We start from the raw sequence: 20247 nt of genomic DNA on the forward strand, positions 1-20247 counted from the left end.
CGCGTTGAAGCGAGGGAGCACCGTCCGTCCGCCAAACTTCAGCCCAACTGGGGGATCAGGACAACGACAGCTACAGGAATCACCAAGAGAGTGACCGCCATGAAAAACGATCTTTCCGCACTCGGCAATTTTGCCCCGACCCGCCGCCAGCTGCTCGGCCTCGGCCTTGTTGCTGCGGGTGCCGCCGCCCTCAATGTAGTACCCGGCTTCGAATTGCTGGCCTCGGCGCAGGCCGCCGTGCCCGCGGCCGCGCAGAAGATCGCCGACCATTTTTCCTCGGTCAAATCGATGAGCGGCGAATTCGTCCAGTTCGGCCCCAAGGGCGAGCAGACCGGCGGCAAGTTCTTCCTGGAACGGCCGGGCAAGATCCGCTTCAACTATGACGGAGCGTCGAACTTCAAGGTGATCTCGGACGGCAAGTCGGTGGTCATCCTCAACAAGAAAATGAACACATCAGACCTTTATCCGCTGTCGAAGACGCCGCTCAAGCTGCTGCTCGACGACCGCATCGATCTCTCCGGCGACCGCGTCAAAAGCGTCAAGGAAGAGGACGACCTCACCACCATCAAGCTTTCCGACAAGTCGGTGTTCGGCAATGCGATGATCACCATGATGTTCGATCCGAAAACCTACGATCTGCGCCAGTGGACCATCACCGACGCGCAGGGCAAGGACACCACGGTGATGATCTTCAACACCAAGGAAGGCGTCAGCTTTGCGCCCGACACTTTTGCGATCGATTACACCGCGAATCGCGAGCTCAACACCAAGACGCGGTAGACCGATCGCTCCAATAGCTGTGGAAAGTAATGGGCCGCGGTTCGCCGAGCGCGGCCCGGCTTGTATTTGCAGCCTTCGGCTGGCAGGTTCCCGGGACTGACTCCGTCAATAGGCGTCTTCTCCGCCAGAGCCCATCGGTCTGGCCGGATACACGCTGTCCTGGATTGCGAATGCCCTTTTCGATTGCCACCTGGAACATCAACTCCGTTCGCCTGCGCATGCCGATCGTCGAGCGACTGCTCGATGAGCACGCCCCCGATGTGCTCTGCCTGCAGGAAACGAAAGTTCCCGATGAGCTGTTTCCCGAAAAGGCATTCCGCAGGCTCGGCTACCAGCACATCGCCTTCCATGGCCAGAAGGGCTATCACGGCGTCGCGACGGTGGCGCGGCGGCCGATCGAGGTGGTCGAAAAGCGCCGCTTCTGCGAGATCGAGGACAGCCGACATTTGTCGGTGACGGTACGGGCCGGCGGCAAGACGATCCTGCTGCACAATTTCTACGTTCCGGCGGGCGGCGACGAACCCGATCCCGAGATCAACAAGAAATTCAAGCACAAGCTCGATTTCGTCGCCGAGATGAACGCCATCCGCGCCGAGCATAGCGAGGTGTCCGCCTCGGTGCTGGTCGGCGACCTCAACATCGCGCCGCTCGAGCACGATGTCTGGTCGCACAAGCAATTGCTCAACGTGGTCAGCCACACACCCATCGAGACCGAAAACTTCGAGGCGATGCGGCTCGCCGGCAACTGGGTCGACCTGATGCGGCTCGACGTGCCGCTAGACCAGAAGCTCTACACCTGGTGGAGTTATCGCGCGCAGGACTGGGAGGCGTCAAACCGGGGCCGTCGGCTCGACCATGTCTGGTCGTCACCAAACCTGGTGACCGATTTCGCCGGCTACGAAATCCTGAGGGCGGCGCGCGGCTGGGAGCGACCGTCGGACCATGTTCCGGTCATTGCGCGGTTTGATCTCGACTAATTATCCGGACCGGCGCTTTTCCCACTCCGGCCGCAGCTGCGCCATGACCAGTTCGTCGCGGTGCACACCGTTGAAGAATGCGCTGCCTCGCGCAATGCCTTCGGCCGTGAATCCAACCGCCTCATAGGCGCGCCGCGCGCGATTATTGTCCGGAAAGAGGCCGATGCAGAGCCGGTAGGCGTCGGTCTCGACAAAGACCCGATCAAACGCCGCCGCCAGCAGTATTCGGCCCTGGCCTTGCCCCGGCGCGACGACGGCAATGCGCTTGACCAGTGTCACACGTTCGGGGGAAGCCCAACCGCGCAGGATGACGAAGCCGATCGGCACGGAACCCTCGGTCCCTACGAAATAGGCGTGCGCGCCGTCGGAAAGGGCTTGGCGATGACGTGGCTCGTCCCAGCGCCCGACGAACGCGTCGTAGCCCTCGCGGCGTTCCGTGGCCATGATGAAGGGCAGGTCATTTTCGGTGGCGCGAACAAGCTGAAAGGTCATGTCCTCAGCCGGAAAACCGCGGCCCCAGCTCTTCGATGCGACGGATCATGGCCTGGAATTCCTCGGAGATACGCTTGTGCAGCTTCACCGCCACTTCCGGATATTCCTCCAGGATGCGGCGGAACATCTTGCGGCTGAGCCTGATGACTTCCGAGTCGATTTCGGCCGACGCGCTGGTCAGCCGGTTGGTGTCGGCGATCAATGCCAGTTCGCTGAGGATGGTGCCGGGGCCGGCGGTACCGATCGGGATACGTTCGCCACCCTGCTCGCGATAGAGCACGATGCGTCCGCTGACCACGACATAGGCCGAATCGGCCTCGTCGTCCTCGCGGTAAAGCTTGTGGTTGGCTTGCAGCAGGGTGTTCTCGGCGCCGAAGGCGAGCAGGCGCAGCTGTTCCTGCGTGAAACCCTGGAAGAGGCTCACGGCGGACAGGATGCGGATGTCGTCATCCAACGCCATCTCTAGCTGCGTCCCCGAACGGTCAGTCCAATCCCTCCTTCACGAGCAGATCCCGAAAATCTCCTCCAACAGGATCGCACCCGAAAGCGGCCCCGCCCTGACCGCGCATTGGATAATGAAATGTTTAAGGAACCAGCTTGTAGCCACCGCTTTCTGTCACAAGAATTTCCGCATTGGAAGGATCGCGCTCGATCTTCTGGCGCAGCCGGTAGACATGGGTTTCCAGCGTGTGCGTGGTGACGCCGGAATTGTAGCCCCAGACTTCCTCGAGCAGCACGTCGCGCGTCACCACCTTCTGGTCGGCGCGGTAAAGATATTTGATGATCGAGGCTTCCTTCTCCGTCAGCCGCACCTTGCCGCCGCGCGGGTCGATGAGCAGCTTCTGGCTGGGCTTGAAGGTGTAAGGGCCGACCGAGAAGGTGGCATCCTCGCTCTGCTCATGCTGGCGCAGCTGGGCGCGGATGCGCGCCAACAGCACCGCGAAGCGGAACGGCTTGGTGACATAGTCGTTGGCGCCGGCCTCGAGACCCAGAATCGTGTCCGAATCGGTGTCGTGGCCGGTCAGCATGATGATCGGCGCCTTGTAGCCGCCCTTGCGCAGGATCTTGACGGCCTCGCGGCCATCCATGTCGGGCAGGCCGACATCCATGATGAGCAGGTCGATGAGGCCGCCGCGCGCGGCGGTGACGCCTTTTGCCGCAGTCGCTTCCTGCAGCACGTCGAATTCCTCATAGAGGGCGAGTTGCTCGACCAGTGTGCCGCGCAGGTCGTCATCGTCGTCGACGATCAGGATGGTGCGTGAAGTCATGGATCAATCCGTTGTTTTGAAAAGTGAATTCATTTGACCGCTGCGTATTTATGCGGAAGCTGGCCAACACAATAGCCGATCACAGTGATTTGTTCCGTGGCACGATCATACAAGAAAAAACGCGATCGCAATGCAGCCGGCGCAATTTTGCGAAAACGGCTGCGTGTGCTGACCGTGCGGGCAAGGCCCGGCCACCCCAGCCAGGGCCTGCTGCAGGCCGGAAAAACAGTGTTTGCCTGTGCTCTGGGGCGCGGTGGCATCTCGGCCGACAAGCGCGAGGGCGACGGTGCCACGCCGCTTGGCTCGATGCGGATCCTGTCGGGTTATTTCCGGGGAGATGAGTTTGCCGGTGGCCGCAGGACCCGGCTGGCGATGACGCCGATCGGGCCCGATCTCGGCTGGTGCGAGGTGCCGGACGACCGCAACTACAACAGGCCGGTCAAGATCCCCTATGGCGCCAGCCATGAACGCATGCGGCGCGACGACCGGCTCTACGACGCCTGCCTGGTGCTCGACTGGAACATTTCGCCGCGCCGCCGCGGGCGCGGCAGCGCGATCTTCTTCCACCTGGCGCGTCCTGGTTTCACGCCGACGCAAGGCTGTGTCGCGGTGACCGCCCGCACCATGGCGCGGCTCTTACCGCTGCTGTCGGATAGGACGGTGATGAGGGTGGTGCGGTAGGGGCTGCCGATATTCAGGTGAGGCCGGCCTGCAAACGGCGGTTTCCTGCGCTTCCGGCCTTCGCCGGCCGAAGCACTCATGGGTGGCGTGGCTGTTGAGGCTATGGCCGGCGCAGGCCGGTGCTCACGTACCTCAGTACGCTCCGCTCCGGTTCTCGGAACCCACCGTTTTCGACTCGGCCTGACCTGAATCTCGACAGCCCCACATACGTCAAAGGTTCGGCCGCCTCGGCTGCTGCCAACCCGTGCCCAGCAGTCCGATTTCGCGAAGCTCCCGGTCCATCGCCTTGGCGATGTCGCGACGTTCGCCGCCGATATCGCGCAGTTCACGGTCGGTGAGGTCGTCGACCGATGCCAAGGGAAGCCTGGCTGCGACGTTGGCTTGGCGCAGCCAGTCGAACGTGGCGCGCAGCCACTGCGGGAGAGATGATTTCAGGGCGGTGTGGGACTTCAGAGCGATGTCGGTCATGACTTTATCCGGTTTCTCCGGATATCAAATCCGGTTTGAAGGTGTTTCGATGGTTCAATCATGCCGGATTGAAAAATAAACGGGAAACGAGTAGTTCTTTTCAGATCATCAAGTTTTATTTGGAGATCAGATGTCTCGCCTCCTGCCCGGAACGCGTGCGCTGAGGACCTTCGAGGCGGCAGCACGTCACCTCAATTTCACCCGCGCCGCCGACGAGCTTGGGCTGACGCCGGCGGCGGTCAGCCACCAGGTCAAGGAGATCGAAGACCAGCTCGACCTGGTGCTGTTCACGCGCACCAGCCGCACCATGCGGCTGACGGAAGCGGGAAACGTGCTTCACGAAGCGTCGATCGACGCGCTCGACCTGCTCAACCGGGCGGTGTCCCGCGCCCGCAAGATGACGCGCGGCACGGCGCTCTTGAAAGTGACGCTCGACGCGCAGTTCGCGACGAAATGGCTGATGCGGCGCATCGATGATTTCCGCCGTCAAAGGCCAGGCATCGAGTTGCGCTTCGACATCACCTACGATCTCAGAGACTTCGAGCGCGACGACGTCGATATCGGCATTCGGTTCGGCACCGGCAAATATCCTGGGCTTCGCACGCACCGGCTGTTCGACAACATCATCATTCCGGTGTGCAGCCCGGCGCTGCTCGCGTCAGGGCCGCCGCTCAGTGAACCGCGCGACCTCTTCCAGCACACGCTCGCGCATATCGAATGGTCGCGGCAAGGCGTCACCTGGCCGAACTGGAGCATGTGGATGCAGGCGGCCGGCGTCGACGATTTCGACGACAGCCGCACCCTCGTCTTCGGCTCCTCGACCGACGCCACGCAGGCGGCACTCGACGGCAATGCCGTGGCGCTGGCCGACTTCGCCATGGTCGCCAACGATTTGTCGCAAGGGCGTCTCGTCCGCCCCTTCGAGCTCGGCATCAAGGTCGCGCCGGAGTTCGCCTATTTCCTGGTTTATCCGGAAACCGCGAAGGACGACGCCCGCGTCGTCGCGTTTCGCGAGTGGCTTATCGAGGAGGCTGCAAAGCCGCATAGCACGGAGGCATGAGCCGGCGAGCCGAGCCCGGTCTTTCTGTCACGACCGGGCGTTATGGCCGAAGATCATGCGGGTGTATTTCTTCCATTTCCATTTCACGCTTTTGTACCACCGCGGATAGTTCTTCGCCGAAATGGACGTCTGGAAGGCGCCGTTCTCGCTGCCTTGTTCGACAATCGGCCGTTCGAACCACAGCATTTCAATGCCGAGTTTCTCGTCCATCTGTTCGACCTGGTGGTCGATCGAGGTGTATATCTTGTTCTGCTCGATCCAGGCGCAGCGGGCTTCGGCGACCGGACGGGTGATGAGGTAGGAATCGGTGCATCTGGCGTGCAGTGCCGGGTAGAGCCTCTGACCCTTCCGCAATTTCCAGCTCGGTGTGTAGTAGTTGCTGCCATTGCCGAGATAGATGACGGCCTTGCGCGTGGGGCCGCCGAGTTCAGCCAGTCCCTGCCGGAACTTGGCGACGAAGTCGCGCGCGAGGAAGACGTCGTCCTCGAAGACCAGGCAATAGGGCAGGTCGGTCTCGAGGAAATCGCGCCAGATGCCGAAATGCTTCAGCGCCAGCGAGACGGCCGGGGGGTGGGTAAAAGCGGGGGCGACCAGTTCGTTGCGGATTTCTGGGGTGATATCGGGCCGGTCCCAGTCCGTATAAAAATAGACCGGCACACCGCGCCGCTCGAATTCGCGGACAATGTGGCGGCGCCGGTCGTCATAGCCCTGCTTGACGTGGCAGATCCGGGTGAACACCAGGTCGCGTGGAAATCCGGACTCTTCCGCCATCGTCAACGCGCCCGTCTCAGCTTGCCGCGGCGCCGAACCAGCCGATCACCGCGCCGATGATCAGCAAGACGCCGAGCCAGTGGCCGCCGTCGATGAGGGTCAGGTCCCAGCCGAAATTCTCGTAGCGATGGTTGACCGAGAGCGTCGTGGCGACGAAACCCAGCCAAAGCACGAAGCCGAAGACAAGCCCGGCAAGCAGTGTCGGCTCACCGCCGGTCATCGCGCCGACAACCAGCGCCATGATGTAGGCCATGACCAGTTCGGCGATGAAGCTGATGACGAAAGGCAGCGGCGATTTCTTCATCGTCGCCGGATCGAGTTTGGCGGCCTTCAGCCACGGCTTGCTCAACGCCATGTACCAGGCGGCGCCGAACAGCCAGGCCAAGACGGCGGCGGCGATCACCGCCAGCCAGTTCACTGCTGAAAAATCCATGAGCTTCCCCCTCCAGATGCAGGTCGCGTGACATCTTTTTGTTTTTGACGCAATTCCTGTGGGAAAACCGCTAAGCACTTTTCCTGGGATTGCTCCATGAACTTTGTATCAAGCGCTTCGCCGATGGCGTCAAGCAAAGCGCCAGACGGTGGTGCGCTTGACCAGGGAATCCTCCAGCGCCCGGGTGACTTCCACCTGATAGACCGCAAGCGGCTCCAGCCCTGTCTTGGGCATATAAGACCGGCCGGGATCGCCGACGAAGATCTCGGCACCGCGCGCCTTGAGCGTCGCAAACCACGGCATCAGGCTATCGGCGAAGGATTTGTCGTAGAAAACGTCACCGGCCAGCACCACGTCCCAGCTCGCATCGGTGCCGATGCAGTCGCTGCCGAGGAAGTCGACCCCAACGCCATTGGCCTCGCTGTTGAGGCGGATCGCGGTGGCGCAGAACGGGTCGATGTCGGCGGCGATCACCCCGGCAGCGCCCGCCTTGGCGGCAGCGATGGCGACAAGGCCGGAGCCTGAGGCGAAGTCGAGCACGCGCTTGCCCCGCACCGTGTCGGGATTGTCGAGGACATAGCGGGCGAGGCCCTGGCCGCCGGCCCAGGCAAAGGCCCAGAAGGGTGGCGGCAGGCCGATCTCGACCAGTTCGTCCTCGGTCCGCTGCCAAAGATCGTGGGCTTCATCGGCAAGGCGCAGCAGAATCTCAGGCACATGCGGCGGCGCCATCAGCGCCGTGTTGTCGAGGATGAATTGCTTGGCGCTGTGCGGGGTGAGGGCCGTCACGGAGCAGGCGTCAGGCCGCCCATGCGGCAGACTTCCTTCCATTCGGCCGGGGTGACCGGCTGCACGGAAAGCCGTCCAAGCCGCACCAGCGCCATCTCGGCAAGCTTCGGATTGGCTTTTACCTGTTCCAGCGTCGGCGGGTTCGGCACATCGCGAACCGCGCGGATGTCGGCGCATTCCCAGCGCGGATCATCCGAAGTTGTGTCCGGATGGGCCAGCGCGCAGACCTCGGCGATGCCGACGATGTTGAGCCCCTCATTGGAGTGGTAGAAGAAGCCGAGATCGCCGATCTGCATGGCCTTCATGTTGTTGCGGGCGGCGTAGTTGCGAACGCCGTCCCACTGCGTGCCGGCCTTGCCCTTGGCCTTCAACGCCTCGAAGGAGAAAACCGAGGGTTCGGATTTGAACAGCCAGTAGTTCATGTTTTCTCCTCCGTGCGATCCAGGTGCGGGCAACCGGAATTAACTAGCCGCCGGCTTGTTGAACGTCCAGTTCCACTGACGGATTTCGACGCTTTCGAACAGGCCGGCCTTGGCATAGGGGTCGGCGGCCGACAAGGCCTGCGCCGCGGCCAGATCCGGCGCCTCGACGACCACGAGGCTGCCATTGGGCTTGCCATTGGCATCGAGGAACGGGCCGGCAAAAACCAGTTTCTTCTCCGCATTCAGTCCTTCGAGGAAGGCGACATGCACGGGCCGCGTGTCGAGGCGCACCTGCAGGCTTCCTGGCTTGTCCTTGCACACAAAAGCAAACAGCATGGTCTTTCTCCTGGTCTTGGGATTGAAGTTGGGCCGATCAATCGTTGGTTTCGGTCTTCAGCGGCCGGGTCATCAGGGCGGTCACGGCCTGGCGGATGGTGATGGTGCCGTCCAGTATGGCCGCGACGGCGGCGATGATCGGCGCGTCTATGCCGCGCTCGGCGGCGATGCGGGCGGCGATCGCCGCCGTCGGCACGCCCTCGGCCAGCGGCAATCCGGCAAGCGCCTTGCCTTGCCCGAGCGCCAGCCCGTAGGCGAAATTGCGCGATTGCGCCGACGAGCAGGTCAGCAGCAGGTCGCCAAGGCCGGAAAGCCCCATCAAGGTCTCGGGCCTGGCGCCGAAGGCGGCGCCGATGCGGCGCAGTTCGACGAAGCCGCGCGTCACCATGGCGGCCTGGGCGCTGGCGCCGAGCCCGGCACCGGTGACGGCACCGGCAGCGATGGCAAAGACATTCTTCAAGGCGCCGCCGATCTCGACGCCGATCAGGTCGTCGCTGGAATAACAGCGCAGGTTTTCGGCGGAAAAGCGGGCGGCAAGGTCGGCGGCCAGGGTCTCGTCGCCGGCGGCGACCACCACCGCTGTCGGCAGACCCCGGGCGACATCGGTGGCGAAGCTCGGGCCGGAGAGCGCCGCGACCGGGTTTCGCGGCAGGATTTCCTCGACAATTGCCGACAGCAAAGCACCGGTGTCGCGCTCGATGCCCTTGGCGCAGAGAACAAGCGGGATGCCGGATGGCATATGGTCCTTCGCGACCGCCAGCGTCGCCCGCAGCGATTGCGCCGGCGTCACTGCCAGCACACAATCGGCGCCGGCGAGCGCTGCCTCGATGTTCGATGTCGCCGCGATGCCGGGCGCAATCGCAATGCCGGGCAGATAGCGGGGGTTCTCGCCACGGCCGATCGCGGCCACGGTTTCCGGATCGCGCGCGAACAGGCGCACCGCATGGCCGGCGCGTAGCATGGCCAGCGCCAGCGCCGTGCCCCAGGCGCCGCCGCCGAGCACAGTGACGCGCCAGACGCCTTTGCCGTGATTGCTGATATCCTGGCTGCTCATGGCTTTACCCGTCATGCCTTGGCTCCGCGCCGGCCGGAACCAACCATCGGCGCCGAGATGCTGTCCAGCGGCCAGCGCGAGCGCGGCACGAAATCAAAGCCGTTCTCCTGCGCCATGCCTTCACGCAGCCGTTCGATGCCGGCCCAGGCGATCATCGCCGCATTGTCGGTGCAAAGTTTCAGCGGCGGCGCGACGAAGGTGAAACCGGCGTCAGTGCAGAGCCGTTCCAGCGTCGCCTTGATGGTGCGGTTGGCGGCGACTCCGCCGGCGACGACCAGCGCCGGGTTCTTCGTGCTGGGAAATGTCTGGCTGAATCGTGCCAGCGCGCGGGAAACGCGATCGGCCAGCGCATCGGCGACCGCCGCCTGGAACGAGGCGCAGATGTCGGCGACGTCCTGGTCGCTCAAGGGCTCGATCGCCGTCGCTGCCTGGCGCACGGCGGTCTTCAAACCGGAGAAGGAGAAGTCGGGTTGCGCCGAGCCCTTCATCGGTCGGGGAAAAGCAAAGCGCGAGGCATTGCCTGTCTGCGCCGCCTTCTCGACATTCGGCCCGCCGGGATAGGGCAGGCCGAGCATCTTGGCGGTCTTGTCAAAGGCTTCGCCGAGCGCGTCGTCGATAGTGGTGGCCCAGCGCTGATAGTCGCCGACGCCGCGCACGGCCAGGATCTGCGTGTGGCCGCCGGAGACCAGCAGCAGCAGATAGGGGAATTCGAGCCCGTCGGTCAGCCGCGCCGTCAAGGCATGGCCTTCGAGGTGGTTGACGGCGATCAGCGGCTTGCCGGCGGCGGCGGCGATCGCCTTGGCCGTCATCAGCCCGACGATCAGGCCGCCGACCAGGCCGGGGCCCGCGGTGGCGGCGATCGCATCGATATCGGCAAGGGCCGTGCCCGAATCGGCCAGTGCCGCCTCGATGATGCCGTCCAGCGCCTCGACATGGGCGCGCGCGGCAATCTCGGGCACGACACCGCCGAAGGCGGCATGCTCCTCGATTTGGGATAGCACGATGTTGGACAGGATTTTCGGCGCGGCATCGCCCTCCAGCGCCACGACGCTGGCAGCGGTCTCGTCACAACTCGTCTCGATGCCCAGAACGCGGATCAATTCGTCGCTATCCCAAGAGATTGTTTATCGGGCCTTTCCCCTTTAGGAGAAAGCCCGGAAAAGGCCTCGGTTATTTTAGCCGCATTTCTGCGACGCCAAGTGGCTTCACTTGGCTGCAAAATGCTCCGGCCGGGGGTTATCACGGACGGCGCGTCATGCAAACAACCTTGAAAATCGGAACACGCGGCAGCCCGCTGGCCCTGGCACAGGCGCATGAGACACAGGCGCGGCTGATGGCCGCGCATGGCCTGCCGGCGGAAGCCTTCGAGGTCGTCGTCATCTCGACCAGCGGCGACCGGATCCAGGACCGGCCGCTGTCGGAGGCCGGCGGCAAGGGTCTGTTCACCAAGGAGATCGAGGAAGCGCTGCTTGCCGGCGCGATCGACATCGCCGTGCATTCGTCGAAGGACATGCCGACGCAACTGCCGGACGGCCTGGAGCTTTCCGCCTTCCTGCCCCGCGAGGACGCGCGCGATGCCTTTGTCGGCAAGGCGGCCAAGACCATCGCTGAACTGCCGCGCGGGGCAAAGGTCGGCTCGTCGTCGCTCAGGCGGCAGGCGCTGATCCGTCGCATGCGGCCCGATCTCGACGTGGTGATGTTCCGCGGCAACGTGCAGACACGGCTGCGCAAGCTCGACGAAGGTGTCGCCGCCGGCACCATCCTCGCCTATGCCGGACTGAAGCGGCTTGGCCTGGAGCATGTCGCCACCGATCTGATGCCGCTCGACATTTTTCCGCCCGCACCCGGCCAGGGCGCGATCGGCATCGAGACGCGGATCGGTGATCGCGCTGTCGAAAAGATGCTGGTGGCGATCCACGATGTGCCGACCGGACAGGCGCTCGCCTGCGAGCGCGCCTTCCTGGCGGCGCTCGACGGCTCCTGCCGCACGCCGATCGCCGGCTATGCCTCAATCGAGGCCGGGAAGCTCAATTTCGCTGGGCTGATCATCTCGCCCGACGGCACGCAGTCGTACACGGTCGAACTGCAAGGGGCGGCACAGGATGCCGCCCGCATCGGCGATGAGGCGGCACGAACGGTGCGGGCCACGGCCGGTGAAAAATTCTTCGATGGTTGGCTCTGACCATGCTTCGCGTCCTGGTGACCAGACCGGAACCGGGCGCATCGCGCACGGCGCGGCGGCTTCAGGACATGGGCTTCCAGCCGGTCGTTCTGCCACTGACCGAAACCGTGGCCTTGCGGGCTGATTCCGGGTTGATCCCCGGTGACGCTGTCGCCGTTGCCGTCACCAGCGCCAACGCCGTGCGCCATGCCTCGAAAGATGTGATCGCGGCGCTTGCCGCCTTGCCTTGCCATGCTGTAGGCGCCAGGACCGCCGAAGCGGCACGCAAGATGGGGTTTTCTTCGGTCATTGAAGGCTCCGGCGATGCCGAGGCGCTGGCCAAAAGCATCGCGGCATCGCTTCCCGGCAAGGCAATCGCCTATCTCTGCGGTCGCGTGCGGTTTCCAGTGTTCGAGCAGAGGCTGGAAGCGGCTGCAGTCCAGGTCCGCGCCGTGGAGACGTATGACACGCACCCGGTGCGGCATTCGGACGAGACCATCCTCGCGCTGCTGTCCGGCCAGCCGGTCGATGCGGTGCTGCTCTATTCGGCCAAGGCGGCCGCCGCGCTGCAAATCCTGGTCAAGCGGCCTGCTCTGCAAGGAGCCTTTGAAAAGACACAGGTTTTTGCGCTTTCCGCACGCATCGCCGCTGCTTTCGACGGCAGCGCCGGCAAAGCAGTCAGCATTGCCGAGCAGCCCGACGAGGAGGCGCTGCTGGCGCTTTTGCGGGTGCTGCCCTGACCCGCGTCATCACACCGCCCCTTTTCACCGCTTGGTGATGTGCTAGACCCTTTCTGAACCATCACGCGCCGGCAGGCGTTGAGACGAAGCGAATTTTGCGGAGCCCAGGCATGGTCAAGACGCCGAAGATGCGACACTCGAAAAGCCGCCGCGAGCCGGTGACCATCGATCTCGAGCCCGGCGCGGTGTCACGAATCGTCGACGAGGATGCCGCCAAGGATGCGGCCCAGACCGACGAGGCGAAGGCCGAGGAAACCGCTGATGCCTCGCAGCCGGAGACGCCCGAAGAGCCGGTGCATGCCGATCAGACCGATCTAGAACCCTGGGAGCATGCCGATGCCGCCGCAGGGCAGGCCGGGGCAGAGCCGTCTGCGGAGGCCAAAGCCACTGAACCGGAACTGCCCTATCCCGGTTCGGATGCGCCGCCCGCCAAGCCCTCCGACTACAATTTCGAGGACGCATCGGCAAAGCGCACCGACGACAGCAAGGCAAGAACCGAGACACGGAACGAAAGGATGACGCCGACACCGCCTCCGGCAAAGCGTAGCGGCCTCAATGGTATCGCCGCCGGCATCATCGGCGGTGTCATCGCGCTCGCCGGCGCTGGCGGCCTGCAATTTGCCGGACTGCTCGGTGCGCCGGGCTCCGGCGCCGGTGTCTCGCTCGACGGTGTCAATGGCGAGATCGCCTCGCTGAAGACCGAGATTGCCGGGCTGAAGGAAACCGGCGGCAACAACGACGCGGCGGCCAAGGTGGTCGGGCTTTCCTCTGGACTGGAGCAGGTAAAGGCCGATGTCGCGGCGCTGAAATCGGCGGTCGAAAAGGGCGGCGCGGGCGACAATGCCGGGCTTGCCGCCCTTGGCGACAAGGTCAAGCAGATCGAGACCGCGGTCGCCGCCCTCGGCAAGGCCAGTAGCGCGGCGCCGGTCGATCTCGGCCCGCTCAACGAAAAACTGGCCGATCTCGACGCGCAAGTGAAGTCGGCCGGCGAGGCGGCGAAAGCCTGGGATGGCCGGCTCACCGCGCTGGAACAGTCGGTGTCGCAGCTTTCCGGCAAGGTCGAGGCGCAGGCGTCGCAGCCGAAAATCGCGCTTGCCATCGCTGCTTCGGCGCTGAAGTCGGCGCTCGAACGCGGTGCGCCATTCTCGGCCGAACTCGATACGCTGGCCGCGATCTCTCCCAACGCACCCGAGCTCGCGACCTTGCGGCCCTATGCCGAAAAGGGCGTTCCGACCCGCACCGAGATCGCCGCGCAGATGGATGCCGCCGCCAATGCCATGGTCGCCGCCGCCACGCCGGTCGACGAGAATGCCGGCTTCCTGCAGAATCTGATGTCGAGCGCCGAATCGCTGGTCAAGGTCAGGCCGATCGGCGCCGTCGAAGGTCCCGGCGCGCCGGAAACCGTGGCGCGCATGGAGGTGGCGGTCACGCAGGGCGACTATGCCAAGGCGCTCAGCGAATACAATTCGCTGCCTGAAGCGGTGAAGGCTGCAGGTGCCGATTTTGCCGGCAAACTGAAGGCGCGCATCGAGGTCGAAACCCAGGTCGACGCGCTGATCTCCGGCGCGATGAAGGCATGAGGGCAACAGTATGATCCGCCTGCTCGCCTTCCTCATCGTCGTCTTCGCGCTCGGGCTCGGCTTTGCCTGGCTGGCCGACCGGCCGGGCGACATGGTCGTCACCTTCAACGGCTACCAGTACCAGGTCAGCCTGATGGTGGCGGCGGTGGCCGTCGTCACCGTCGTTGCCGCGGTGATGATCCTGTGGTGGCTGATCAGGTCGCTGTGGAACAGCCCCTACACCATCTCGCGCTATTTCCGCGTTCGCCGCCGCGACCGTGGCTATCAGGCGCTGTCGACCGGCATGATCGCCGCCGGCGCCGGCGATGGTGCGCTGGCCCGCAAGAAGACCAAGGAAGCGGCCAAGCTGATCCGCTCCGACCAGGAGCCGCTGATCCATCTGCTCGAGGCGCAGGCATCGCTGCTCGAAGGCGACCATGAGGGCGCGCGCCAGAAGTTCGAGAGCATGCTCGACGATCCCGAAATGCGGCTGCTTGGCCTGCGCGGGCTTTATCTCGAAGCCGAACGTCTCGGCGACCGCAATGCCGCCCGGCACTATGCCGGCCGGGCCGCCGCCGTTGCGCCGCAACTGGCCTGGGCGGCCGAATCGACCCTGGAGGAGCTGACCGCGCGCGGCGATTGGGACGGCGCGCTGAAACTGGTCGATGCGCAGAAGTCGACGCGGCAGATCGAGCGCGATGCCGCCAACCGCCGCCGCGCCGTGCTGTTGACTGCCAAGGCGCAATCGCTCGCCGACAGCGATCCCACGGCCGCCAGGACAGCGGCGCTAGAGGCCAACAAGCTGCGGCCGGATTTCGCGCCGGCCGCCGTTGCCGCCGCCGCGGCGCTGTTCAAGCAGAACGATGTGCGCAAGGGCTCCAAGGTTCTGGAGACAGCGTGGCGGGCCGAGCCGCATCCGGAGATCGCCGAGCTCTACACCCATGCAAGGCCGGGCGACGCGGTGCTCGACCGCCTCAACCGGGCGAAGAAGCTGCAGGAGATGAAGAAGAACCACGCCGAATCGTCGATGACGGTGGCGCGTGCCGCGCTCGACGCGCAGGATTTTTCGACCGCCCGCAGCGAGGCCGAGGCGGCGATCCGGATGGACCGTCGCGAGGGCGCCTATCTGCTTTTGGCCGACATCGAGGAGGCCGAGACCGGCGACCAGGGCAAGGTGCGGCAGCTGCTGTCCAAGGCGGTGCGGGCGCCGCGCGATCCGGCCTGGGTCGCCGACGGCGTCGTGTCGGAACGCTGGGCGCCGGTGTCGCCTGTCACCGGGCGGCTCGACGCCTTCGAGTGGCGCGCGCCGATGGAGCGGCTTGGCCAGTTGATCGACAGCCGCGACGAGGCGGCGGATGCCGCCGTTGTGGCTATCGAAGCGCCGGCCAGACCGGTGTCGGAAAAGCCGATCGCTGTCGTCGATCCTGCGGTCTCGGCCAGCGAGACAACGGGCAAGGGAACCGATAGAAGCGAAGACCAGGTCACGCCGGTGACTGCGGCTGCGTTCGCCGCGGTGCCGGCCGATGCCGAGGCGGTCGAGCCGGCGGAAGAACTGGCGCGCTTGCCGGACGATCCGGGCGTCGATCCGGACGAGGAAGCGGAAAAGTCGCCGCGCCGGTTCCGGCTGTTTTGATTTTGGCCTTCGGGTGATTGACTTGGCCCTTGGGCCGTTGGGGAATGGATTGATGTTCGAACGCGTTCTGTCATTTCTCAGGGATTTGCCGGCCGGACCCGGCGCGCAGGCCAGTACGGACGATCCGCGCGTCGCCGCCTCGGCGCTGCTCTACCATGTGATGAATGCCGATGGCGTGCGCCAGGATGTCGAGTGGGAACGGTTCAAGGCGGTGCTCTCGGAGAGCTACTCGATCAGCGGTGCCGAACTCGAAGCGCTCGTCGCCGCCGGGGAGCGGGCCGACAATGAGGCGATCGACCTCTATGCCTTTACCAGCGTGCTCAAGCGTCACCTCGACGCGGACGGGCGCAAGGCTTTTATCGGCCTGATGTGGGAGATCGTCTATGCCGATGGCGAGTTGCATGAGCTCGAGGACAATACGGTGTGGCGCGTCGCCGAGCTGATCGGTGTCGAGCGCCACGACCGGGTCGAGGCGCGCCGCAAGGCGGCGGCGCAAGCGCCGGGCGCGCGTGGAACTTCGAGCGACGAATAGACGGGATCTCGCCCACCGATGCCGCGCAGACAGAGTTCGAAGCCAAAAATCCTAATCGTGCTGCATCAGGAGAATTCGAGCCCCGGACGCGTCGGCCACATGCTCATCGAAGAGGGTTTCGAGCTCGACATCCGCCGCCCGCCGCTCGGCGACGCCTTGCCGGAGACGCTGGACGGCCACGCCGGCACGGTGGTGTTCGGCGGGCCGATGAGCGCCAATGACGAGGACGAATTCGTCCGCCGCGAAACCAATTGGCTGGAAATTCCGCTCCGGGAGAACCGGCCATGCCTCGGCATCTGCCTCGGCGCGCAGATGCTGGTCAACCATCTCGGCGGCAAGGTCGAGGGTCACGGCGAAGGGCTGGTCGAGATCGGCTGGTATCCGCTCAAGGCGACCGAGGCCGGCCGGAAACTCATGCACTGGCCCGAAATGGTCTACCAGTTCCACCGCGAGGGCTTTTCGTTGCCGAGGGACGCGACGCTGCTGGCGACGGCCGACACCTATCCCAACCAGGCCTTTCGCTATGGCGACAATGCCTGGGGCATCCAGTTCCATGGCGAACTGACCCGGGTGATGATGCAGCGCTGGGTGGTGCGCGGCGCGCATCGCTTCGAACTGCCGGGCGCGCAGCCCGGCCGCGATCATCTCGGCGGCCGGCTGATCTGGGACATGCACCTGAAGCGCTGGCTGGACGAGTTTTTGCGCATGGTGTTTGGGATGCCGGCGGTGCGATAGCTCCGTCTCGCAATTCCGGACGGCGAACTGTTTCGCGTTGCCCTACAATTTCTCTAGGGCTCGAGCACCGGCCGCAGGAAGCTGCGCTCATAGCTGAGAATGCTGCGATTGCGCTTTTCCGTTTCAAACACCTCCTGGCATTCCGGGTCGGCAGCCATCCGCTTGCGATAGACCTCGTAGTCGGCAAGGCTCGGAAAGCTGAACATGGCATAGGCGATATTGTTGGCCCCTTCGCTCGGAAGGAAATAGCCATGATGGTTTCCGCCGAGGCGATTGACCAGACCGATCCAGCGGCGGCCATATTCTTCAAACTCGGCGAGCTTGTACGGGTCGATGACATATTTCAGGTAACAGGTGATCATGGGAGTTCCTGTGACAGGGTGATGTATCTTGCTGACCGTCAGCGAGCGTCAGTTCCGGCCGTTGAGGTGGCGTACTTTACGCAGTTGCGGGAACAGCACCATCCACAGCCCGGCAACCGCGATCGCGCCGATGCCGCCGATGACGACGGCCGGAACCGTGCCGATCAGCGCCGCCATGGTGCCGGCGCGGAATTCGCCGACTTCGTTGGAGGCGCCGACGAAAACCTGGTTGACGGCGTTGACGCGGCCGCGGACATGGTCGGGCGTCCACAACTGGATCAGCGTTTCCCTGATGTAGACGCTGAACATGTCGGTGGCGCCGAGGAAGACAAGTGCCGCGATCGACAGCCAGGTGATGGTCGACAGGCCGAACAGCACGGTGAAGGCGCCGAACGATGCGGCGGCACCCAGCATGATCATGCCGGCGTGGTTGCGGAGCGGATGGCCGGCCAGCCAGATGGCGACGCAGATGGCGCCGACGCTGGGCGCCGAGCGCAGCAGGCCGAGGCCCCAGGGGCCGAGCTGCAGGATGTCGCGCGCATAGACCGGCAGCAGGGCCGAGGCGCCGGACAGAAGCACGGCGAAGAGATCGAGCGAGATGGCGCCGAGCACGATCTTCTCGCTCCAGATGTAGCTGAACCCGCCAAACAGGTTCTGCAGCGTCGGCTTCTCGGTCTCGGTGCGTTGCGCAGGCTTTGGGATGGTGAAGATCAGCAGCCCCGACGCAAGCATCAGCACGGCGGCGGTGCCATAGGCGGCCTCCGCCGATACGCCGTAGAGCAGGCCGCCGGCGACGGGGCCGACGATGGTCGCGGTCTGCCAAGCCGACGAATTCCAGGCGATGGCGTTGGCGAAATCCTCTGATGGCACCAGATTGGCGAACAGCGAAGCCGAGGCCGGGCCGAAGAAGGCCCGCGCCACGCCGAACATGGCGAGCACGGCGAAGATTGGCAGCGGTCCGCTGATGCCATGCAGCGTCAGGGCGAGCAGCGCCAGGGCGCAGATCGCCTCCACCACAACCGCCAGCGCCATGATCAGGCGGCGGCCGAAGCGGTCGGCGACGACGCCGGTGACCAGCACCAAGAGTAGCGAGGGCAGGAACTGGACGATGCCGACCAGGCCGAGATCGAGCGGATCGCGGGTCAGGTCGTACATCTGCCAGCCGACCGCGACGGACACGATCATGGTGGCGAATGTGGTGAGGAAGCGCGCCGCCCAATAGCTCAGGAAGGAGCGGTGGCGGAACGCGGCATAGCGCTGGTCCGGCGATATCTGTTCGGCTGTCATGGAGTGAGGCCCCGTTGCGATGGCATCAGCTGGCGGGGCACTTCCACGATGGGCGCTGGTCCGGCTGGAGGAACTTTTAGCTCAGTTCGGTGCGGGATGTGCGCCAAAATCAGCGCTGGATCAAGAAATTTCTGCCCGCGGCGCGTGTTGGCGAAAGGCCTATACGCTGCTCAGCATCAGGCTGGTTTCGCTGTTGAGGATGCCGTCGATTGCCCTGACTTCGCGCAGCACACGGTCGAAGTCCGAAAGGCTCGCCGCATGGATCTCGGCGATCAGGTCCCAGGTTCCGTTGGTCGTATGCAGCGAATACAGCTCCGGTATGCCGCGCAGCCGTTTGATGATCGTGGTGGTGGATTCTCCGGCAACTTCGATCATCATGATGGCGCGGATGGCCCGATCGTCGACATCCTGACGCACGCGGACGGTAAAGCCGAGCACGGCGCCCGACGACAGCAGCCTGTCCAGCCGCGCCTGCACCGTTCCGCGAGAAACATCGAGCATGTCGGCAAGCTTTGACACAGGCGCGCGGCCGTCCTCCCTGAGGACCGAGATCAGCCGGCGATCGATTTCGTCGAATATATGCATGTCAATGTTGCAAGTTTGGAGCGGAAATATTGCAAGATTCGGGCATCGATTTCGAGCACTTTGCAGGTTTCTTGTGAATTTTGCTACCTCTATGGTTCCGTCTTGTCAAAATTCCTTTTCGAGGTGGAGCGCATCGATGATGCAATATGTCGGCTTGCGTGGTGGAATAACCATGCCTTCGGTTTCCGCACAGGCGCCACGTGGTGTCGTCATGATCCGCCCGCATCACTTCATCCCAAACGAGGCGACGGCCGCCGACAACGCATTCCAGAACCGCGACGAAACGCGGACGGTCGCCCTGATCCGCACCGAGGCCTATCGGGAATCGACACGCATGGCGGAGCGCCTCCAGGCGGCCGGCGTCACCGTCCATCTTTTCGAGGACGAGACGGAAGGGCGGCCCGATTCCGTCTTCCCGAACAATTGGTTCTCGACCCATTCCGGCGGCCATATCGCCGTCTATCCGATGTTTTCCCCCAGCCGGCAGGCGGAACGGCGATGGGACATCATCGAGTTCCTCAAGCGGCATTATCGCGTCCAGGACGTCATCGACTATTCCGGGCTGGAGCAAGATGGCATCTTCCTCGAAGGCACCGGCGCCATGGTCCTCGACCATATAGAGCGCGTCGCCTATGCCGCTCGGTCGAACCGCACCAATGAGGTGGCGCTGGAACGCTTTTGCACCCATTTCAACTTCGAGCCGATGCTGTTCGATGCCTGCGACCGATCCGGCCGGCCCATCTACCACACCAACGTCATGATGTGCCTCGGCACCGAGCTCTGCCTTATCGGCCTCGCCAGCATCACGTCGGATCGCCGGCGGGCCGAAGTCCGTGAACGGCTGGAAGCGGGAGGGCGCACGGTGATCGACCTGACGAACGAGCAGATCGAGGCTTTCGCGGGCAACGCGCTTGAACTCCAGGGGCGCGACGGTCGCCTGCTTGCGATCTCATCGCGGGCGATGCGGTCACTCCGACCTGACCAGATCGCGGCCATCGAGCGCTGCATCGCCCCGCTCAGTCTCGACATTCCGACCATCGAACTCGCTGGCGGCTCGGTCCGTTGCATGCTGGCAGGAATCCACTTGGCGCTGCGCTGAATAGGGAGTCTCCCCAGGAGAGCGCG

At 64.3% G+C, this 20247-nt stretch carries 25 protein-coding genes; 11 read left to right on the forward strand and 14 right to left on the reverse strand.

Annotation, left to right across the window (positions count from 1 at the left end):
- Nucleotides 1-99 precede the first annotated feature (99 nt).
- Both CKW40_RS26290 and CKW40_RS26295 read left to right on the forward strand, forming a co-directional pair.
- Nucleotides 100-780, forward strand: a complete 681-nt coding sequence (locus CKW40_RS26290; RefSeq protein ID WP_095202733.1) for an outer-membrane lipoprotein carrier protein LolA — start codon at nucleotides 100-102, stop codon at nucleotides 778-780.
- Nucleotides 781-950: 170 nt separating this feature from the next.
- On the forward strand, nucleotides 951-1757 hold the full coding sequence (locus CKW40_RS26295) for an exodeoxyribonuclease III (protein ID WP_095202734.1): 807 nt from the start codon (nucleotides 951-953) through the stop codon (nucleotides 1755-1757).
- On the opposite strand, the gene CKW40_RS26300 is transcribed toward CKW40_RS26295, so the two are convergent.
- The 3 genes from CKW40_RS26300 to CKW40_RS26310 all read right to left on the reverse strand — a co-directional run bounded on the left by CKW40_RS26300 (nucleotide 1758) and on the right by CKW40_RS26310 (nucleotide 3517).
- Complete coding sequence (locus CKW40_RS26300; RefSeq protein WP_095202735.1) at nucleotides 1758-2249, reverse strand: GNAT family N-acetyltransferase; 492 nt, start codon at nucleotides 2247-2249, stop codon at nucleotides 1758-1760.
- Between the two features lie 4 nt (nucleotides 2250-2253).
- Nucleotides 2254-2709, reverse strand: a complete 456-nt coding sequence (locus CKW40_RS26305; protein WP_095202736.1) for a Crp/Fnr family transcriptional regulator — start codon at nucleotides 2707-2709, stop codon at nucleotides 2254-2256.
- Between the two features lie 124 nt (nucleotides 2710-2833).
- Nucleotides 2834-3517 (reverse strand): response regulator transcription factor, encoded by a 684-nt coding sequence (locus CKW40_RS26310; protein WP_010912284.1) that lies wholly within the window; start codon nucleotides 3515-3517, stop codon nucleotides 2834-2836.
- A gap of 144 nt (nucleotides 3518-3661) precedes the next feature.
- Here CKW40_RS26310 and CKW40_RS26315 point away from each other — a divergent pair, with 144 nt between their 5' ends.
- Complete coding sequence (locus tag CKW40_RS26315; RefSeq protein ID WP_179298117.1) at nucleotides 3662-4198, forward strand: L,D-transpeptidase family protein; 537 nt, start codon at nucleotides 3662-3664, stop codon at nucleotides 4196-4198.
- A 210-nt stretch (nucleotides 4199-4408) separates the two neighbouring features.
- Here the strand turns inward: CKW40_RS26315 and CKW40_RS26320 are convergent, their stop codons facing one another.
- Entirely contained in the window at nucleotides 4409-4666 is a 258-nt protein-coding gene (locus tag CKW40_RS26320; protein WP_095202738.1) for a hypothetical protein, read from the reverse strand.
- Between the two features lie 130 nt (nucleotides 4667-4796).
- On the opposite strand from CKW40_RS26320, the gene gcvA reads away from it, so the two are divergent.
- On the forward strand, nucleotides 4797-5726 hold the full coding sequence (gene gcvA, locus CKW40_RS26325; protein WP_095202739.1) for a transcriptional regulator GcvA: 930 nt from the start codon (nucleotides 4797-4799) through the stop codon (nucleotides 5724-5726).
- Nucleotides 5727-5753: 27 nt separating this feature from the next.
- Here the strand turns inward: gcvA and CKW40_RS26330 are convergent, their stop codons facing one another.
- The 7 genes from CKW40_RS26330 to tsaD form a co-directional block, all read right to left on the reverse strand.
- Nucleotides 5754-6497, reverse strand: a complete 744-nt coding sequence (locus tag CKW40_RS26330; RefSeq protein WP_095202740.1) for a glycosyltransferase family 25 protein — start codon at nucleotides 6495-6497, stop codon at nucleotides 5754-5756.
- 16 nt (nucleotides 6498-6513) lie between these two features.
- On the reverse strand, nucleotides 6514-6930 hold the full coding sequence (locus CKW40_RS26335; protein ID WP_095202741.1) for a DUF1761 domain-containing protein: 417 nt from the start codon (nucleotides 6928-6930) through the stop codon (nucleotides 6514-6516).
- Nucleotides 6931-7059: 129 nt separating this feature from the next.
- The gene (locus tag CKW40_RS26340) at nucleotides 7060-7758 is read right to left on the reverse strand and encodes a class I SAM-dependent methyltransferase (protein ID WP_179298114.1); all 699 of its coding nucleotides are present in this window, start codon (nucleotides 7756-7758) and stop codon (nucleotides 7060-7062) included.
- Nucleotides 7713-8138, reverse strand: coding sequence for an EVE domain-containing protein (locus CKW40_RS26345; RefSeq protein ID WP_095202742.1), 426 nt, complete (start codon nucleotides 8136-8138; stop codon nucleotides 7713-7715). The genes CKW40_RS26340 and CKW40_RS26345 overlap by 46 nt, the downstream gene beginning before the upstream one ends.
- A 39-nt stretch (nucleotides 8139-8177) precedes the next feature.
- Entirely contained in the window at nucleotides 8178-8474 is a 297-nt protein-coding gene (locus CKW40_RS26350; RefSeq protein ID WP_095202743.1) for a YciI-like protein, read from the reverse strand.
- A 37-nt stretch (nucleotides 8475-8511) separates the two neighbouring features.
- Nucleotides 8512-9543, reverse strand: coding sequence for an NAD(P)H-dependent glycerol-3-phosphate dehydrogenase (locus CKW40_RS26355; protein ID WP_095202744.1), 1032 nt, complete (start codon nucleotides 9541-9543; stop codon nucleotides 8512-8514).
- Nucleotides 9540-10625: a tRNA (adenosine(37)-N6)-threonylcarbamoyltransferase complex transferase subunit TsaD gene (tsaD, locus tag CKW40_RS26360; protein WP_179298118.1), complete on the reverse strand. Its 1086-nt coding sequence runs from the start codon at nucleotides 10623-10625 to the stop codon at nucleotides 9540-9542. Before tsaD ends, CKW40_RS26355 begins: the two co-directional genes overlap by 4 nt.
- A gap of 158 nt (nucleotides 10626-10783) precedes the next feature.
- Here tsaD and hemC point away from each other — a divergent pair, with 158 nt between their 5' ends.
- From hemC to CKW40_RS26390, 6 genes are all read left to right on the forward strand, one after another.
- Entirely contained in the window at nucleotides 10784-11710 is a 927-nt protein-coding gene (gene hemC / locus CKW40_RS26365) for a hydroxymethylbilane synthase (protein WP_095202746.1), read from the forward strand.
- Nucleotides 11711-11712: 2 nt separating this feature from the next.
- Nucleotides 11713-12429: a uroporphyrinogen-III synthase gene (locus CKW40_RS26370; RefSeq protein WP_095202747.1), complete on the forward strand. Its 717-nt coding sequence runs from the start codon at nucleotides 11713-11715 to the stop codon at nucleotides 12427-12429.
- 110 nt (nucleotides 12430-12539) lie between these two features.
- The gene (locus CKW40_RS26375; RefSeq protein ID WP_095202748.1) at nucleotides 12540-14009 is read left to right on the forward strand and encodes a COG4223 family protein; all 1470 of its coding nucleotides are present in this window, start codon (nucleotides 12540-12542) and stop codon (nucleotides 14007-14009) included.
- A 10-nt stretch (nucleotides 14010-14019) separates the two neighbouring features.
- A complete protein-coding gene (locus CKW40_RS26380) occupies nucleotides 14020-15621 on the forward strand; it encodes a heme biosynthesis protein HemY (protein ID WP_095202749.1) in 1602 nt (533 codons plus the stop codon).
- Nucleotides 15622-15673: 52 nt separating this feature from the next.
- Nucleotides 15674-16153: a tellurite resistance TerB family protein gene (locus CKW40_RS26385; RefSeq protein WP_095202750.1), complete on the forward strand. Its 480-nt coding sequence runs from the start codon at nucleotides 15674-15676 to the stop codon at nucleotides 16151-16153.
- Between the two features lie 18 nt (nucleotides 16154-16171).
- Nucleotides 16172-16888 (forward strand): glutamine amidotransferase, encoded by a 717-nt coding sequence (locus CKW40_RS26390; RefSeq protein ID WP_095202751.1) that lies wholly within the window; start codon nucleotides 16172-16174, stop codon nucleotides 16886-16888.
- Nucleotides 16889-16941: 53 nt separating this feature from the next.
- Here CKW40_RS26390 and CKW40_RS26395 read toward each other — a convergent pair whose 3' ends face one another.
- From CKW40_RS26395 to CKW40_RS26405, 3 genes are all read right to left on the reverse strand, one after another.
- Entirely contained in the window at nucleotides 16942-17250 is a 309-nt protein-coding gene (locus CKW40_RS26395) for an NIPSNAP family protein (protein WP_095202752.1), read from the reverse strand.
- A gap of 48 nt (nucleotides 17251-17298) precedes the next feature.
- Nucleotides 17299-18537: an MFS transporter gene (locus tag CKW40_RS26400; protein ID WP_095202753.1), complete on the reverse strand. Its 1239-nt coding sequence runs from the start codon at nucleotides 18535-18537 to the stop codon at nucleotides 17299-17301.
- A gap of 159 nt (nucleotides 18538-18696) precedes the next feature.
- A complete protein-coding gene (locus tag CKW40_RS26405) occupies nucleotides 18697-19122 on the reverse strand; it encodes an Lrp/AsnC family transcriptional regulator (protein ID WP_095202754.1) in 426 nt (141 codons plus the stop codon).
- Nucleotides 19123-19258: 136 nt separating this feature from the next.
- Between CKW40_RS26405 and ctlX the strand changes: the two genes are divergently transcribed.
- On the forward strand, nucleotides 19259-20221 hold the full coding sequence (gene ctlX, locus CKW40_RS26410) for a citrulline utilization hydrolase CtlX (RefSeq protein WP_439331008.1): 963 nt from the start codon (nucleotides 19259-19261) through the stop codon (nucleotides 20219-20221).
- Nucleotides 20222-20247: the final 26 nt, after the last annotated feature.

This window comes from Mesorhizobium carmichaelinearum (assembly GCF_900199455.1).
GTDB classification, from domain to species: domain Bacteria; phylum Pseudomonadota; class Alphaproteobacteria; order Rhizobiales; family Rhizobiaceae; genus Mesorhizobium; species Mesorhizobium carmichaelinearum.